The organism is Bacillus sp. FSL K6-0994, assembly GCF_038630815.1.
In the GTDB taxonomy this organism is placed as follows: Bacteria; Bacillota; Bacilli; order Bacillales; family Bacillaceae; genus Bacillus; species Bacillus safensis.
The window spans coordinates 1,705,255-1,718,848 of sequence record NZ_CP152043.1 but is presented as its reverse complement, the minus strand read 5'-3'; the positions used below and the strand labels follow the sequence as shown (position 1 = coordinate 1,718,848).

Below are 13,594 nucleotides of genomic sequence, written 5' to 3'. Positions count from 1 at the left end.
CCTGCATTTTAAAAACAGCATGACTTCAAAAAGGGGCGATCACATTGAAATTAACGATAAAAAAAGATGCACTCAGTTGGTACAAGGATGAATTAGATTTAGAAAAAGGTGATCAAGTTCGCTTTTTTGTGAGATATGGCGGGTGCAGTAATGTACAAAAAGGCTTTTCTCTAGGCGTCGCAAAAGATGAACCTCAAAATGCCGGCGCAACCGCTGAAATAGAAGGTATTACTTTCTTTATTGAGGAAAGTGATATTTGGTACTTTGACAACCATGATCTGCATATTGATTATAACGAGTCCGTGAAAGAACCAGAATTTCATTATGAATAAACAAAAAAGATACCTCATCCCTCGGGTATCTTTTTTGTTTTACACTTCAATATACAGCCCAAACTCCTGAATGTTCCCTAAAGATCGTTCCTTTTGCAGAATTCTTTTTTGCGGCTCACCGATCAAGTCAAAATGAGGAAACCCTTCGCGGTCATGAATCCATTCTTTTTTTAGTCCATGTCTTTCTCCCCACTCAACTAACCGCTTCATATCCTGACAGGCTGCTTTTGTGACAGTATTGGCATTTGGAAAACGGTCATCAAGCCAGTAGTGTGTTAAAAAAGCAACTTTTCCTTGCTGGACAGCTGATTTCCAAGCGTTTAAATCGCTTCGTTTAATACCAAAAGCCATAAATTAAACCTGCTTCTTCTTCGACTGTTCATATACTTTATGCCAGGCAGGAAAGGCTTTTCTAAATTGAATAGGTCTAAAGGTGTCTTTATCCACACATATATGTGAGGTTGTCCCTGTAATCGCTGTTTGTCCATCAGGTTTTTGAATTTCATAGCCATACACCGTTTTGACACCATTATATTCTTCAATCCATGTATGAACGGTTGCTGTTTCACCGTACAGCAATGGTTTTTTATATTGAACCTGCAAGTCTATCACAGGTGCAAGAGCGCCGTCTGCTTCTAGCTGTGCATAGGAAAACCCTAATTCTTTAATCAATGCTGTTCTGCCGACTTCCATCCAAATTAAATAATTGGCATGATACACGATGCCCATTTGATCTGTTTCTGCATAACGGACTTCTATTTCTTTTTTGGATACATACACGTTTTCATCGCTCTCCTATCAAAACCTAAGGTCTGTCTCTGCCATTTTACCACATTCCAAATGGTTCTTCTAAAAAGAGGCAATAAAATAAACCAGGAATCCCTGGTTTATTCGGTATAGCCATTCTTTCTTGCCGCTTCTTCGTCCTTGATCTCAGAACGCATCGCGTCAATACTCATTTTGCGGTTTTCGTTTTTTTGTTTGATCATTTGCTTTTCTGTCTCTGTTGAAACGGACATCGCTGCTTCAGATTCATCAATATTGTCAAGAGTGTTCTCGATCATATCTTGCAGCTTTTCAACATTATCAGAACGATCATCTGGATTGGATTGATAGGACTTGTCATTCATCATGATTCCCTCCTTATTCGCCCTTCGTCTGTATCACATCAGGCTGTTCATTTGATTTATTATGCATCTTTTTACCTTTATTCCGTTTGTATGCTACAGGTTTTGTCCCTAAATGGTCTGGTGTAAACTGCGCTTGTTTATCATGCTCTCTACCCATTATCATCCCTCCCTCTTCTTTAGGATGAACGAAAACGGATAATTCATAACTTATTTCTGTCTAAATCGCTCTTCCAACTTTTCTTCAAGCTGGTTTAAAAATTCCTCATTGCTTAATAATTCTTTTTTATTTTCAAGCACAAGCTCTTCAAATGTGCGTCGTTTTCTTCTTCTCATTCCACTCACCTCCATATATGTATGATTACATTTTCGCCAAAACATTTAGAAAATAAGCAAAAGAGCTGAATCATTATAGATCCAGCTCTTTTTCAATTTCTTTTTTTGTCAGCATTTGATGCTTCACAGACATGATGCGTCCTTTTTCGTCTAATATGTATGTCGTTGGGTATGAGAGCACCTGATATCTTGCTTGAATGCCTTTTTGGTCCAATAAAACAGGAAAGCTCACCTTTAATTCTTTTGTGAATGCTGCCACATGATCCACACTCTTTTCAGTGGTCGTTAAATTCACCGCTAGTACTTCAACTTGGTCATTTTCGCTCCTAATCGCGTCTAAATCCGGCATTTCCGTCCTGCACGGCTTACACCATGTCGCCCAAAAATTGACGAGCACCTTTTTCCCTCGGTAATCAGATAACGAGGCGGTTTTGCCGTCAAGGGTTTTCAGTTCAAAATCAGGGGCCTGATCGCCTTTTTCAAGACCGATTGCGGGCTCTTTTGGCCCAAATAAATTCCACGCAAGTAAACCAATCAACACAAGTAAAACAGCGCTTGCCATTCCTTTTTTCCACATGATTGATCCTCCACTATTTTAAAAAAGAAGAGAAAGCTGTTGGATCGCCTTCTCTTCTTTGCTGTATTAGTTGCTTGCCAATTTTTCGCGAAGTACCATTTGAAGGATACCGCCATGACGATAGTAGTCAATTTCGACTTCACTGTCAAAGCGAACCACCACTTCAAACGTTTTCTCGTTTCCATCTGTGTCAATTGCTTTCACAGTGACGAGATCACGTGGACGAACTGTTTCGTCAACATGAACTTCAAATGTTTCTGTTCCTGTTAGACCATGAGTTTCTGCACTTTCTCCGTCTTTAAACTGCAAAGGAAGTACGCCCATGAAGACAAGGTTACTTCTGTGGATACGCTCAAAGCTTTCAGCTAGAACAAATTTAATTCCAAGAAGGTTTGTTCCTTTTGCTGCCCAGTCACGTGAAGAACCCATTCCGTAGTCTTTACCTGCTAAAATCGCAAGACCTGTTCCATCCTCTTTATAACGCATGCATGCATCATAAATCGATGTCACTTCACCAGTTGGCCAGTAAGTTGTATAACCGCCTTCTGTTCCTGGTGCAATTTGGTTCTTAATACGGATGTTTGCAAAAGTCCCTCTCATCATGACATGGTGGTTACCACGGCGGGATCCATATGAGTTAAAGTCTCTAGGCGATACGCCTCTTTCTTGCAAGTATTTGCCCGCCGGTGTGTCCTTACCAATCGCTCCAGCAGGAGAAATATGGTCAGTTGTGACAGAGTCACCGAACTTCGCAACGACGCGCAAGCCTTTAAGCGGTTCAACTTTACCAGGTTCAACTGATAAGTTTTCAAAGAATGGCGGGTTATCAATGTATGTGGAATTTTCATCCCATTTGTACAATGCATCATCCGTCGTTTTAATTTCATTCCATCGTTCATTGTTGTCAAAAACAGTTTCATACTCTGAACGGAATAGCTCAGGTGTGACAGTGCTTTTAACGACGCTGTTGATTTCGTCCATTGATGGCCAAATGTCATTGAAATAAACGTTCTCGCCATTTTTATCGACACCGATAGGATCTTTTGTTAAATCAATATTCACCGTACCAGCAAGTGCATAAGCCACAACTAATGGTGGAGATGCAAGGTAGTTCCCTTTCACGAGCGGATGGATACGACCTTCAAAGTTACGGTTACCTGATAAAACAGAAGTGATCAGCAGATCATTTTCAGAAACTGCATCTTCAATTTCTTTCTCAAGCGGTCCTGAGTTTCCGATACATGTTGTACAGCCATATCCAACAATGTTAAATCCGAGGTCTCTTAAATATGGAAGAAGTCCCGAATTCACAAGGTAGCCTGTTACAACTTTAGAACCCGGTGCTAGTGACGTTTTGACGTAGTTTGGCACTTTCATACCGAGCTCACTTGCTTTCTTCGCAACAAGACCTGCTCCGATTAACACGTATGGATTCGATGTATTTGTACAGCTCGTAATCGCTGCAATGGCAATCGCACCTGTCTTCATCACAGCTTTTTCACCGTTTGCAAGATCAAATTCGATTTGTTTATCAAGCTCTGATTTATCTAAGCCAAAACCTTGGTTACCAGCTGGGCTTTCGATGTGTTGATGGAACGTTTCTTTCATTTGAGAAAGTGGAATCAAATCTTGTGGACGTTTTGGTCCAGATAAGTTTGACTCAATTTTAGAAAGATCAATTTCCACAACATCAGTAAAAATTGGCTCTTCTGCATCTGGCGTATAGAATAAGCCATTTGCGCGAGAATATTCTTCAACGATATTAATTTGCTCTTCATCACGTCCAGTAAGGCGAAGGTAAGCAAGGGCTTCTTCATCTACTGGGAAGAATCCGCAAGTAGCACCGTATTCTGGCGCCATGTTCGCAATCGTTGCACGATCTGCTAATGGCAATTGTGCAACACCAGGTCCGAAGAACTCAACGAACTTGTTCACTACGCCTTTTTCACGAAGGACTTGTGTGACTTTTAATGCAAGGTCAGTTGCAGTTGTTCCGTTTGGAAGCTCTCCAACTAATTTAGCACCAATCACTTCTGGTACTGGGAAGTATGAAGGCTGACCAAGCATACCAGCTTCCGCTTCGATACCGCCAACGCCCCATCCAAGTACACCGATACCGTTAATCATCGTTGTATGAGAGTCAGTTCCAACTAATGTATCTGGGTAAGTGATGATCTCGCCATCTTCTTCAATCGCATGAACAACACTTGCAAGATACTCTAAGTTCACTTGGTGAACAATTCCTGTTGCAGGCGGAACAGCTTGGTAGTTATTAAACGCTTTCTTTGCCCAGCTAAGGAAGTTATAACGCTCTGCGTTACGTTCGAATTCTAAGTCCATGTTAATGTTTAATGCATCTTCAGTTCCAGCTTTATCAACTTGTACTGAGTGGTCAATCACAAGGTCAACTGGAATTTCAGGGTTGATTTTATCCGGATCCCCGCCTACATCTGCCATTGCTTTTCTTAAAGAAGCAAGGTCAACGACTGCTGGTACACCCGTGAAGTCTTGTAAAATAACTCGAGAAGGTTTAAATGGAACATCAATTTCTTTTACCTCGGCAGTTCCCCATTTTGCCAAGTTTTCAACGTGTTCCTTCTTGATCACTCTACCGTCTACTTGCCGAAGCACTGATTCTAAAAGTACCTTAATGGAATAAGGCAGCTTAGAAACATTTCCAATTCCTTGTTTCTCTAGTGCTTCTAACGAATAATAGTGATACGTTTTCCCATTTGTCGAAAACGTTTTTCTAGATTGAAAAGCGTCTTGTTTAGCGACTTGCTGCTGTTTCGACATGTCCAAAATCCCCCTTTTGATGATCAAGATCAATTTCAATTCTCAGAAAAATCGTCGTATTTCACCACAATTTTCTCACAATTTCATCTTAAAACAAATTCATACATAAGTAAATAACAATGCTTTTATTAAATTCAATAAGTTTAACTTATCATTAGGAAATGATTACTCTTCATAAACGAAGCGGGGCGGGCTCATACTACAAATGAGGTGATAAAACATGACAAAACGCAAAGCGAATCATGTCATTAATGGCATGAACGCAGCCAAAAGCCAGGGTAATGGCGCAGGCTATACGGAAGATGATCAGCTCGTTTTAACAGAAGAACAAAGGCAAAACAATAAAAAACGTAAAAAGAATCAATAAGAAGGAGCCAAACATCATGACGAATAAAAACACAGGGAAAGACATCCGTCAAAACTCTCCTAAGGAGCATCAAGGCGGTCAGCCTGAGCCGTTATCAGGCAGTAAAAAAGTGAAAAACCGCAACCATACAAGACAAAAGCACAATTCTCATCATGATATGTAATTATCCCCCTCTCATCCCGTGACCACACGGGATGTTTTAGGTCTTTCACACATTTCTATTTTCATCATATGATTTATTATGAGATGTGATGGAGGAGTGTTTATGGAGAATGAAAAGCAATCGAATTCCTCTGATTTTATTGAAATAGATGATTGGCTCAATGTTTTAATGGATGATCCATTTGCCTGGTATGATGAACACCTCCCAATTGATCTTTATGAAACAAGCCGTGATTATATTATCGAAATCGATGTCTCCACCTTATCGATCACTGATGTAAAGCTGACCTTCGCTGGACATGAGCTGACGTTGACTTACACAGTACAACATGCAAATGGTGAAGGCGAACAGCCAATTGAAAAAAGCGTGATGCTCCCTTTTTATTTAAACGACAAAGACATTGAAACAGATTATGAAAACCGAGTCATATCGATCAAAATTAAAAAATGTTCCGACCATCCAAACGGTGCATTTTCCTTTCAAATCCCGCACTTCAAACATTAAGAGCCCACCTTTATATAGGTGGGCTCTCTTCCCGTTCGTTTCAAGTCAATACCTTTTGCGAACCACCATGGCCAAATAGTAGAGTCGCTATATGATAATGTATTCTTTTTCTATTAATTGGTTTGGGTCATTCTAGTAAATGGGCGGCTATCAATGAAAAAGGGCATTTATAGAGATCATAGACATACATTTTTGTTATTTTCTTCTATCCTCTCTTCATGTAATATAAAATAGAGAGATAAGGGGTATAAGGAGTGAGAACATGTTAAGCGGCTGGTTTTTGTGGTTCATTTTATTTTGGGGTACAGTGATGATCGGATTACTCGCAATCGGTGGCTTTTTTATGTTTCGCAAGTTTTTAAAACGATTGCCAAAGGAAGATGGGAAATCAGAGCTTGATTGGCAGGATGAATATATTCAAAAGAGCCTTCACCTATGGCGGGATGAGGACAAACAGCTGTTAAATGAACTCGTATTACCTGTTCCAGAGCTGTTTAGAGATGTTGCCAAAGAAAAAATTGCAGGTAAAATCGGTGAGCTGGCATTAAAAGAACAGGCTGCCAGCATTAATTTAGACTTAATCATTCGCGGCTACATTATGGCCACACCAAAGCGGGATCATAAGTTTTTACTGAAGCGCCTTCAAGAAAAAAACATTGATCACTCGCCATATGAATCGTTATTAAAATAACCTCCTTTTATAAAGGAGGTTTCAGCGTTTAGACAAACCCTCGCATTCTTTGTCAGTCCTGCGCGCTGGTGCTCACGAATGTTAAATTCGCTCCGCGCCAGTGCTCGTCCTTCCTAGACTTCAAAGGTTTTCAATAACGCTGAATAGAAGACAAAGGGCTAAAATAAAAGATCATTTTAGCTCTTTGTCAACAATATGTAACCTCCTTTATTAAAAGGAGGTTTAATTCATTTGAATCTGCTGCGGATCTAATTGTTTAGACAGCTTTCTAAACGATAAATACATGGCAACCCGCCAAGGCACGATCATGCCAAAGGCAAGAATCCAAAACATCCCGCTTAATGAACCATAATCAATAGAAGAACTCAAGATGGTCTTCATCCCGATACGAAGGACAAGAAGTCCAATGAGAATGAACACAAATGCTTTTGACCGTTTTAAGTAGATGTCATTACCTCTAATTTCAAACTTCGATGTTTTGATTAAAAATATGGAGAAAAACATCCCCACTGTGATCGCTTCTAGAAATTCAGCTCCAGTTACCCGAAACATAGGAACAAAAAACATCAATGCACCAGTGCTCATGAAAATAGGAGGTAAGATAATTTTTTTCGCAGTTGCAGGTTTTGCAGATGACTTAATGCGAATAAACATGACGGCCACCGCCATACATACCGCAATTATAGAAGAGATCAAGATCATCATATCAAATCATTCCTTTATTCTTTAAGGTCAGCCTATGTATAATATACTCCAATTGACGAAAAAAAACCATTCGCCGCGACTGTAGAAAACGATTTCAAAAGCCTGTAAAGCCGCCAAACAATGATGAGAACATGATGATAATCCATGTCAGAAGATCAAAGAACAGCAAAATCCCTACCACAATCATAATGATTCCGCCAATTCGCATGATGAGCTGCTGACGTTTTCTGATCCACGCCATTTTCGTAATGAAAAAGGAGAGAATAAAAAACGGGACGGCAAATCCAAAAACATACGCAATCATATACATAACCGCCGACTCAGGATGGTTACTCGCCAGTGTGATAACAGCGGATAAAATAGGTCCAGTACAAGGTGTCCATCCAGCGGCAAAGCCCATACCGATGAGAATGGATCCAAAAAAACCAGCAGGACGATTTTTGAACTGGATTCTCTTTTCGCCCATGAGAAAAGAGGGCTTGAATACACCAAGAGTCATAAAACCAAAGAAAATAATGAGGATGGCTCCAATTTGACGAATCGCTTGATGATAATCATTAAAAAACTTCCCGACAAACGATGTCCCAAAGCCAATCGCAATAAATATAATAGAGAACCCAACTAAAAAGAATAAAGTATGAAGCAGACTTCTTCTTCTCAGCATCACCTTCTCGGATTTCACTTCATCTATACTAACGCCCGTAATATACGATAAAAATGCTGGATAAAGCGGCAGACAGCACGGTGAAATAAAAGAAAGAAATCCTGCTCCAAATGCTAAAAAGTAATTCAAATCTGTCAAAAGAACACCCCCTTCTTACAATATACAATAAGAGATGACAAAATCATTTCATTTTTTTTACATCACCTCAATAAAGATGGTCTATTCTCTTAAAACCTTATATAATTTAATTTGACATCAAGATAATGAATCCTTTAAATTTGAAAATAAACCTTAAAATGGATATAATAGAATCGATTCTTTTTATCAAGATTTGCATGAAAGGAACATGACTTTGGTAAAAACATCATTATTAACTCAAATCGAAGAAAAAAGAGAAGAGCTGATGAAAGTTGTCTTGCATAATGGGATGACATCAACAGTGACCATCGAACATAGCCAGCAGCTAGATCATCTCCTCTTACAATATCAACGACACTTACACTCAAACTCAGCCAACTAATCATACTTCATGATATCAAACATGCCGCACCATTTTTAGAACAGTTGATATGTGTGACCATAAACGAAACAAAAACCTCTAACATAGGGGTTTTTTGTTTTTTACATACTCTTGACGCCATAATAAAAACCACCTTCCCTGCTTCATTCATGCAAGTACAGTGGTTTTAAGCGTCTGATGAAGGTGAATTGAATAAAGAAAGGACAATGCTTGTCCATTCTTTAAAACCATGTTCCATCTATGATCATAATATCGTACGTATTATTTCGCTTGGTTGTTCATGGCTTTCATCATTTGATTGATTTTCTTCTGGGACGGTTTCATGCCCATTTGCATCATCATCATTCGAAGCATTTGTTCATTAATCGGTGGATTCTTTTTCAAATAGCTCATCATATACTTACGAGCAATAAAGAATCCGAGTGCAACTCCTGCAAGCAGTGCAACAACGCCTACAAGGATGACAACCCATAAATCCATAATTCTTCCTCCTTCATGTTGTCTCGTATAAAGTGTACTAAACAAAAGGCTATTATACAACATTTCACGTTCAATTTTATTTTTTTAAACAAAATTCCTCACTTTTACTGGATTGAGCCATCCGTGTTTCTTTGAACTAAAGTCCATCGCAAGAAAACAAGGGCTGATTTTTCTCAGCACTTCAAAAAACACCGCTTCTGCCTCATAACTGCCAGTGGCAGACATTTGAATATACCGGTCTTTAATAATAAATGCTGCAGTTCCTTTTCCATCTGGTAAGGAAGCGCTGTAAATCGAGCCTATTTGTGTATAGTGAATGTTCGTTAAGTTATTCATTAGACGCTGGTGCATATGAAAAGCAGGGATTCGTTTCGTCACATAATCCACTTGCTTCACAAGCATTACAAGTTCATCGTCAGTGCGGTTCGTCCAATGTAACGACTCAAACAAATGAAACAAAATCGATTCTCTGCCAAAATAGTGATGCGCAAATTCATCCTCAATCCAATAAATATAATAATGACGTTCCATGTCTATCCCTTCCTTTCACATTTCGTCAATCTCGTTTATTGCTTGTATTATACAAAAATGTGAAAGAAAGAATTGTCTATATATGAAGCAAGAAGAAACTAGTTTTGTCAAAAAAACAAGAAAAAAGAAAAAAGTTTGCAGAGCGGATGAAAATGCTCTGCAAACAGATAGCAAAAAAGCATGATGCTTGGAGTTCGTTTATTTATTCAGCTTCGCTTTCACACGGCTGACTACATTGCTGACAGTAAAGCCGTATTTCTCGATAATGGTTTCTCCTGGTGCAGAAGCGCCAAATTTATCAATTGCAATCACGTCACCATCAAGCCCCGTGTAACGCTCCCAGCCAAGTGAAGCACCCATTTCAATTGCAATACGTGCACGTACTGCTTTAGGAAGAACGGATTCTTTGTATTCGTCTGACTGCTGATCGAAGCGATCCCATGCAGGAAGGCTGACAACAGACGCGCGGATACCTTCTTTTTCAAGTGCCTTTTGTGCTTCAATGGCTAAACCAACCTCAGATCCTGAAGCGAGTAGAAGTGCTTCCGGCTGTGCATCAGCTGCTTCAACCACAACGTATCCACCTTTTTCTACTCCCTCATATGCCTTCTCTGGTGCCTGGTCAATTGTTGGAAGGTTTTGACGAGTAAGAACTAGTGCTGTCGGTTTATCCGTTGAAGATACAGCTAGTTTCCACGCTGCAGCTGTTTCATTTCCATCTGCTGGGCGGATAACGGAAAGATTAGGCATCGCACGCAGTGAAGCAAGCTGTTCAACCGGTTCATGCGTTGGACCATCTTCACCAACAGCGATACTATCATGAGTAAAGACGTAAGTGACTGGAAGTCCCATTAAGGCAGCAAGACGAATCGCTGGTCTTAAGTAATCTGAGAAAACAAAGAACGTTCCGCCGAATACACGAAGACCGCCGTGAAGTGCCATACCATTGAGCGCTGCACCCATTGCAAATTCTCTGACCCCGAACCAAATGTTTTTGCCGGCATAATTATTTTTCCCGAAATCATCTGTGTTTTTAATCGTTGTTTTATTTGATCCAGCAAGGTCAGCAGACCCGCCAATAAAGAAAGGTACTTGCTTTGCAATGCCATTTAACACTTCACCTGAAGATGCGCGGGAAGCAAGGCTTGAACCTGCTTCATAAACAGGAATTTCTTGATCCCAATTCTCAGGAAGCTTTCCTTCAATCGCAAGCTTCAGCTGTGCTGCCAGCTCTGGATATTCTTTTTCGTATTGCGCAAACAATTCATTCCACGCTGCTTCTTTTTTCTGTCCAGCGTCTTTGACAGCTTCTTTGAAATGATCGTACACTTCAGAAGGTACATGGAAATCTTCTTCAAACGTCCAAGAGTAAGCTTCCTTCGTCAGCTTTGCTTCCTCGCTGCCAAGCGGTGCACCATGCACACCAGACGTTCCCGCACGGTTTGGAGATCCGAAACCGATCGTTGTTTTCACTTCGATTAATGTAGGTCTGTCTGTGCTTTGCTTCGCCTTTTCAATAGCAGCTGTTACTTCTTCGATGTTGTTGCCGTCTTTCACGTAAAGAACTTCCCAGTTCATCGCTTCAAAACGATTCTTCACATTTTCAGAGAATGAACGATCTAAATCGCCATCTAAAGAAATGTCATTTGAATCGTAAAGAACGATTAAACGGCCTAAGCCTAAATGACCAGCAAGTGAAGCTGCTTCAGAGGAAATTCCCTCCATTAAGTCTCCATCTCCACAAATGCTGTATGTATAGTGGTCTACAACATGAAAGTTGTCTTTGTTATACGTTTCCGCAAGATGTCTTTCTGCAAGTGCCATTCCTACTGCCATAGCAATTCCCTGGCCTAAAGGACCCGTTGTCGCGTCTACGCCTTCTGTGTGTCCAAATTCAGGATGTCCAGGTGTTTTGCTTCCCCATTGGCGGAATTGTTTTAAATCTTCAATGCTCAGATTGTATCCGCTTAAATGAAGCATGCTGTATAGAAGCATAGAACCATGGCCCGCAGATAAAACAAAGCGGTCTCTGTTAAACCAATTTGGATTTTGCGGACTTACGTTTAAGTGATTCGTCCATAAAGCGTATGCCATTGGTGCAGCACCCATCGGCATTCCTGGGTGACCGGAATTCGCTTTTTCAATTGCGTCTATGGAGAGAGTACGTATTGTTGCAATAGATTTCAATTCAATCGTTTCCATATAAATCCCCTTCCGTATCTTGTGTACACCATTATCATAAATCTACTGTCCTTTTTTCACAACTATTTCACGCTGAAAAAGAAGGATTTTGTCACATTTAGTTTATCGATCACCTAAAAAGTTATGCAAATATGAAAAAAGACGAGAATATTCTTCCCATCTTTTCAAAATTCAAGAAATCACAGCCTTAATGAAGGTTCTGATCTTTTTCTCTTTTTAATTTTTCTGGTGTGACATCGTTTCCTTCAGGGTCAACGATTTTGACAGTTTTAAGTGTATTTTTCATAGAAGAACGAAAAGCTTTTAAATACTCTTCTCTCAACTGCTTTTGTTCTGTTTTTTCAGCGTCTGATAAACCGGTTTCTTTCGACTTTTTTGAAAGCTCATTTATTCTTGCAAGCTGTTCTTTAGAAATCATGACAAACTCCTTTAAAGCATTTTCTCTACATACTACTAAATATCAATCATTTTGACAACAAATCACGCTTTAGGTGGTAAGGCCTTTTTCATATTCTTGATACCTTCTATGCACTGTTGCTTTTGAAATGTCAAAACCTAATGCCTGAAGAGTTGCGGCAATTTCGGCGAACGTCATGTTATTTTTTCTTAATCGAACAATTTCTGAAATAGGCACTTCAATACGCTCACGGCCAGGTGCATGGTCCTGCTGCCTTAAATTTAGTTCAGGCTGATATCCGCGCTCAACAGCCCTTTTCATCCCCCGCTTGATTTTCAGGTTATGAATTTTCCGTTGGTACTCTTCGACGACTCCTACAATCTCGATGACCATTTCATCTGCTTCTGAAAGCTCAAGCTCTCCTCTATGAAACACGCTGTATACCTTTACGTTCTCTTTAAATAGACAATGAAGAAGCGCAATTTTAGCTTGTCCTCTTCCAAGACGTGTTTCATCTTGGATAAGAACGGCATCGATCGACTCTTCCTTCAGTGCAGCAAGCATTTCAAACACGCCATCACGATCTAGCTCATATCCACTTGCTTTTTCTTTGATGACTTTGACCACATTCATCTTGTGCATGGCAGCTAAAGCCAGCAGTTCTTCTTCTTGTCTTTTCAGCGAGGTTTCCTGCTCTTCTTTCACAGTGCTTACTCTCGCATAAATGATTGCGTTCATGTCTTCAATCGACCTTTCTACTGTACTGTTGCAAGCTGATATACGACTGGATGCTCTTTTTTCACGGGTATGACAAGAATGTCTCCAGGCTGGATTTCTGTTGAAGCAAGATCATTGTGTTCTGTTACCCAGTCAATAAATGCATTTTTGTCGATTGATTTGCTGTCATTTACTTGATCAGCTAATCCCCAAAGAGTATCTCCTGATTGAACCTCTATTTTAACATATTGATTTGAATCATTATGGCTTGTGACTGCAATAAGTGAGAGAAATATGCCAACGATGAATGAGAATACCCCAATAAAAATAATAGATTCTTTTAACCTCATAATGTCATCTCTCCTAATAGAATGTGTGTTCGCTCTTTCTGTCTCTCATTATAAATACGAACAAACGTTTCTGTCAAACGTTTTTTCGAACCTATGTTTGTACTGTTAGGAAAAACATGCTATAATTTCTTTAAA

General features: G+C 39.8%; 21 protein-coding genes. 6 read left to right on the top strand and 15 right to left on the bottom strand.

Annotated features, from left to right (window positions below):
* Positions 1 to 44: 44 nt before the first annotated feature.
* Positions 45 to 332, top strand: coding sequence for a HesB/YadR/YfhF family protein (locus MHB69_RS08770; protein WP_342496181.1), 288 nt, complete (start codon positions 45 to 47; stop codon positions 330 to 332).
* 39 nt (positions 333 to 371) lie between these two features.
* Here MHB69_RS08770 and MHB69_RS08765 read toward each other — a convergent pair whose 3' ends face one another.
* From MHB69_RS08765 to acnA, 7 genes are all read right to left on the bottom strand, one after another.
* Positions 372 to 683, bottom strand: coding sequence for a hypothetical protein (locus MHB69_RS08765; RefSeq protein WP_101677141.1), 312 nt, complete (start codon positions 681 to 683; stop codon positions 372 to 374).
* 3 nt (positions 684 to 686) lie between these two features.
* A complete protein-coding gene (locus tag MHB69_RS08760; RefSeq protein ID WP_065214407.1) occupies positions 687 to 1,112 on the bottom strand; it encodes a thioesterase family protein in 426 nt (141 codons plus the stop codon).
* A 107-nt stretch (positions 1,113 to 1,219) separates the two neighbouring features.
* Positions 1,220 to 1,462 (bottom strand): small acid-soluble spore protein Tlp, encoded by a 243-nt coding sequence (gene tlp, locus MHB69_RS08755; RefSeq protein WP_024425142.1) that lies wholly within the window; start codon positions 1,460 to 1,462, stop codon positions 1,220 to 1,222.
* A 13-nt stretch (positions 1,463 to 1,475) separates the two neighbouring features.
* A complete protein-coding gene (locus tag MHB69_RS08750) occupies positions 1,476 to 1,619 on the bottom strand; it encodes an acid-soluble spore protein N (RefSeq protein ID WP_008357830.1) in 144 nt (47 codons plus the stop codon).
* A gap of 50 nt (positions 1,620 to 1,669) precedes the next feature.
* The gene (locus MHB69_RS08745) at positions 1,670 to 1,795 is read right to left on the bottom strand and encodes an FbpB family small basic protein (RefSeq protein ID WP_003211002.1); all 126 of its coding nucleotides are present in this window, start codon (positions 1,793 to 1,795) and stop codon (positions 1,670 to 1,672) included.
* Positions 1,796 to 1,868: 73 nt separating this feature from the next.
* Positions 1,869 to 2,372, bottom strand: a complete 504-nt coding sequence (locus MHB69_RS08740; protein WP_024425141.1) for a TlpA disulfide reductase family protein — start codon at positions 2,370 to 2,372, stop codon at positions 1,869 to 1,871.
* 66 nt (positions 2,373 to 2,438) lie between these two features.
* Positions 2,439 to 5,168: an aconitate hydratase AcnA gene (gene acnA, locus MHB69_RS08735; RefSeq protein WP_120206952.1), complete on the bottom strand. Its 2,730-nt coding sequence runs from the start codon at positions 5,166 to 5,168 to the stop codon at positions 2,439 to 2,441.
* A 220-nt stretch (positions 5,169 to 5,388) separates the two neighbouring features.
* Here acnA and sspO point away from each other — a divergent pair, with 220 nt between their 5' ends.
* From sspO to MHB69_RS08715, 4 genes are all read left to right on the top strand, one after another.
* Complete coding sequence (sspO, locus tag MHB69_RS08730) at positions 5,389 to 5,535, top strand: small acid-soluble spore protein O (RefSeq protein WP_034283440.1); 147 nt, start codon at positions 5,389 to 5,391, stop codon at positions 5,533 to 5,535.
* A gap of 16 nt (positions 5,536 to 5,551) precedes the next feature.
* The gene (locus MHB69_RS08725; protein ID WP_003211331.1) at positions 5,552 to 5,698 is read left to right on the top strand and encodes a small acid-soluble spore protein P; all 147 of its coding nucleotides are present in this window, start codon (positions 5,552 to 5,554) and stop codon (positions 5,696 to 5,698) included.
* A 102-nt stretch (positions 5,699 to 5,800) separates the two neighbouring features.
* Positions 5,801 to 6,202, top strand: a complete 402-nt coding sequence (locus tag MHB69_RS08720) for an Hsp20/alpha crystallin family protein (RefSeq protein WP_041117524.1) — start codon at positions 5,801 to 5,803, stop codon at positions 6,200 to 6,202.
* 262 nt (positions 6,203 to 6,464) lie between these two features.
* Positions 6,465 to 6,893, top strand: coding sequence for a DUF2621 domain-containing protein (locus MHB69_RS08715; RefSeq protein WP_024427086.1), 429 nt, complete (start codon positions 6,465 to 6,467; stop codon positions 6,891 to 6,893).
* A gap of 222 nt (positions 6,894 to 7,115) precedes the next feature.
* Here the strand turns inward: MHB69_RS08715 and MHB69_RS08710 are convergent, their stop codons facing one another.
* Positions 7,116 to 7,598, bottom strand: a complete 483-nt coding sequence (locus MHB69_RS08710; protein WP_024425136.1) for a CcdC protein domain-containing protein — start codon at positions 7,596 to 7,598, stop codon at positions 7,116 to 7,118.
* Between the two features lie 94 nt (positions 7,599 to 7,692).
* Positions 7,693 to 8,400 (bottom strand): cytochrome c biogenesis protein CcdA, encoded by a 708-nt coding sequence (locus MHB69_RS08705; protein WP_024427084.1) that lies wholly within the window; start codon positions 8,398 to 8,400, stop codon positions 7,693 to 7,695.
* 214 nt (positions 8,401 to 8,614) lie between these two features.
* On the opposite strand from MHB69_RS08705, the gene MHB69_RS08700 reads away from it, so the two are divergent.
* Positions 8,615 to 8,782, top strand: coding sequence for an aspartyl-phosphate phosphatase Spo0E family protein (locus MHB69_RS08700; RefSeq protein WP_008343814.1), 168 nt, complete (start codon positions 8,615 to 8,617; stop codon positions 8,780 to 8,782).
* A 261-nt stretch (positions 8,783 to 9,043) separates the two neighbouring features.
* On the opposite strand, the gene MHB69_RS08695 is transcribed toward MHB69_RS08700, so the two are convergent.
* The 6 genes from MHB69_RS08695 to yneA form a co-directional block, all read right to left on the bottom strand.
* A complete protein-coding gene (locus MHB69_RS08695; protein ID WP_003212379.1) occupies positions 9,044 to 9,262 on the bottom strand; it encodes a YneF family protein in 219 nt (72 codons plus the stop codon).
* 84 nt (positions 9,263 to 9,346) lie between these two features.
* Positions 9,347 to 9,793 carry a sporulation inhibitor of replication protein SirA gene (gene sirA / locus MHB69_RS08690; protein ID WP_024425134.1) on the bottom strand — a complete coding sequence of 149 codons (447 nt, stop codon included), beginning with the start codon at positions 9,791 to 9,793 and terminating at the stop codon, positions 9,347 to 9,349.
* A gap of 198 nt (positions 9,794 to 9,991) precedes the next feature.
* Positions 9,992 to 11,995 (bottom strand): transketolase, encoded by a 2,004-nt coding sequence (gene tkt, locus MHB69_RS08685; protein ID WP_024427083.1) that lies wholly within the window; start codon positions 11,993 to 11,995, stop codon positions 9,992 to 9,994.
* Between the two features lie 187 nt (positions 11,996 to 12,182).
* Positions 12,183 to 12,413, bottom strand: coding sequence for a DUF896 domain-containing protein (locus MHB69_RS08680; RefSeq protein WP_024425132.1), 231 nt, complete (start codon positions 12,411 to 12,413; stop codon positions 12,183 to 12,185).
* Between the two features lie 69 nt (positions 12,414 to 12,482).
* On the bottom strand, positions 12,483 to 13,130 hold the full coding sequence (locus MHB69_RS08675; protein ID WP_034283427.1) for a recombinase family protein: 648 nt from the start codon (positions 13,128 to 13,130) through the stop codon (positions 12,483 to 12,485).
* A 17-nt stretch (positions 13,131 to 13,147) separates the two neighbouring features.
* Positions 13,148 to 13,459 carry a cell division suppressor protein YneA gene (gene yneA / locus MHB69_RS08670; protein WP_024425130.1) on the bottom strand — a complete coding sequence of 104 codons (312 nt, stop codon included), beginning with the start codon at positions 13,457 to 13,459 and terminating at the stop codon, positions 13,148 to 13,150.
* Positions 13,460 to 13,594: the final 135 nt, after the last annotated feature.

What these genes read in the sequence shown, in the direction of transcription:
- MHB69_RS08765 (WP_101677141.1), bottom strand. Translation starts at nt 683, where the DNA reads ATGGCTTTTGGTATTAAACGAAGCGATTTAAACGCTTGGAAATCAGCT.
- tlp (WP_024425142.1), bottom strand. Translation starts at nt 1,462, where the DNA reads ATGAATGACAAGTCCTATCAATCCAATCCAGATGATCGTTCTGATAAT.
- MHB69_RS08750 (WP_008357830.1), bottom strand. Translation starts at nt 1,619, where the DNA reads ATGGGTAGAGAGCATGATAAACAAGCGCAGTTTACACCAGACCATTTA.
- MHB69_RS08745 (WP_003211002.1), bottom strand. Translation starts at nt 1,795, where the DNA reads ATGAGAAGAAGAAAACGACGCACATTTGAAGAGCTTGTGCTTGAAAAT.
- MHB69_RS08740 (WP_024425141.1), bottom strand. Translation starts at nt 2,372, where the DNA reads ATGTGGAAAAAAGGAATGGCAAGCGCTGTTTTACTTGTGTTGATTGGT.
- acnA (WP_120206952.1), bottom strand. Translation starts at nt 5,168, where the DNA reads ATGTCGAAACAGCAGCAAGTCGCTAAACAAGACGCTTTTCAATCTAGA.
- sspO (WP_034283440.1), top strand. Translation starts at nt 5,389, where the DNA reads ATGACAAAACGCAAAGCGAATCATGTCATTAATGGCATGAACGCAGCC.
- MHB69_RS08725 (WP_003211331.1), top strand. Translation starts at nt 5,552, where the DNA reads ATGACGAATAAAAACACAGGGAAAGACATCCGTCAAAACTCTCCTAAG.
- MHB69_RS08720 (WP_041117524.1), top strand. Translation starts at nt 5,801, where the DNA reads ATGGAGAATGAAAAGCAATCGAATTCCTCTGATTTTATTGAAATAGAT.
- MHB69_RS08715 (WP_024427086.1), top strand. Translation starts at nt 6,465, where the DNA reads ATGTTAAGCGGCTGGTTTTTGTGGTTCATTTTATTTTGGGGTACAGTG.
- MHB69_RS08710 (WP_024425136.1), bottom strand. Translation starts at nt 7,598, where the DNA reads ATGATGATCTTGATCTCTTCTATAATTGCGGTATGTATGGCGGTGGCC.
- MHB69_RS08695 (WP_003212379.1), bottom strand. Translation starts at nt 9,262, where the DNA reads ATGGATTTATGGGTTGTCATCCTTGTAGGCGTTGTTGCACTGCTTGCA.
- sirA (WP_024425134.1), bottom strand. Translation starts at nt 9,793, where the DNA reads ATGGAACGTCATTATTATATTTATTGGATTGAGGATGAATTTGCGCAT.
- tkt (WP_024427083.1), bottom strand. Translation starts at nt 11,995, where the DNA reads ATGGAAACGATTGAATTGAAATCTATTGCAACAATACGTACTCTCTCC.
- MHB69_RS08680 (WP_024425132.1), bottom strand. Translation starts at nt 12,413, where the DNA reads ATGATTTCTAAAGAACAGCTTGCAAGAATAAATGAGCTTTCAAAAAAG.
- MHB69_RS08675 (WP_034283427.1), bottom strand. Translation starts at nt 13,130, where the DNA reads ATGAACGCAATCATTTATGCGAGAGTAAGCACTGTGAAAGAAGAGCAG.
- yneA (WP_024425130.1), bottom strand. Translation starts at nt 13,459, where the DNA reads ATGAGGTTAAAAGAATCTATTATTTTTATTGGGGTATTCTCATTCATC.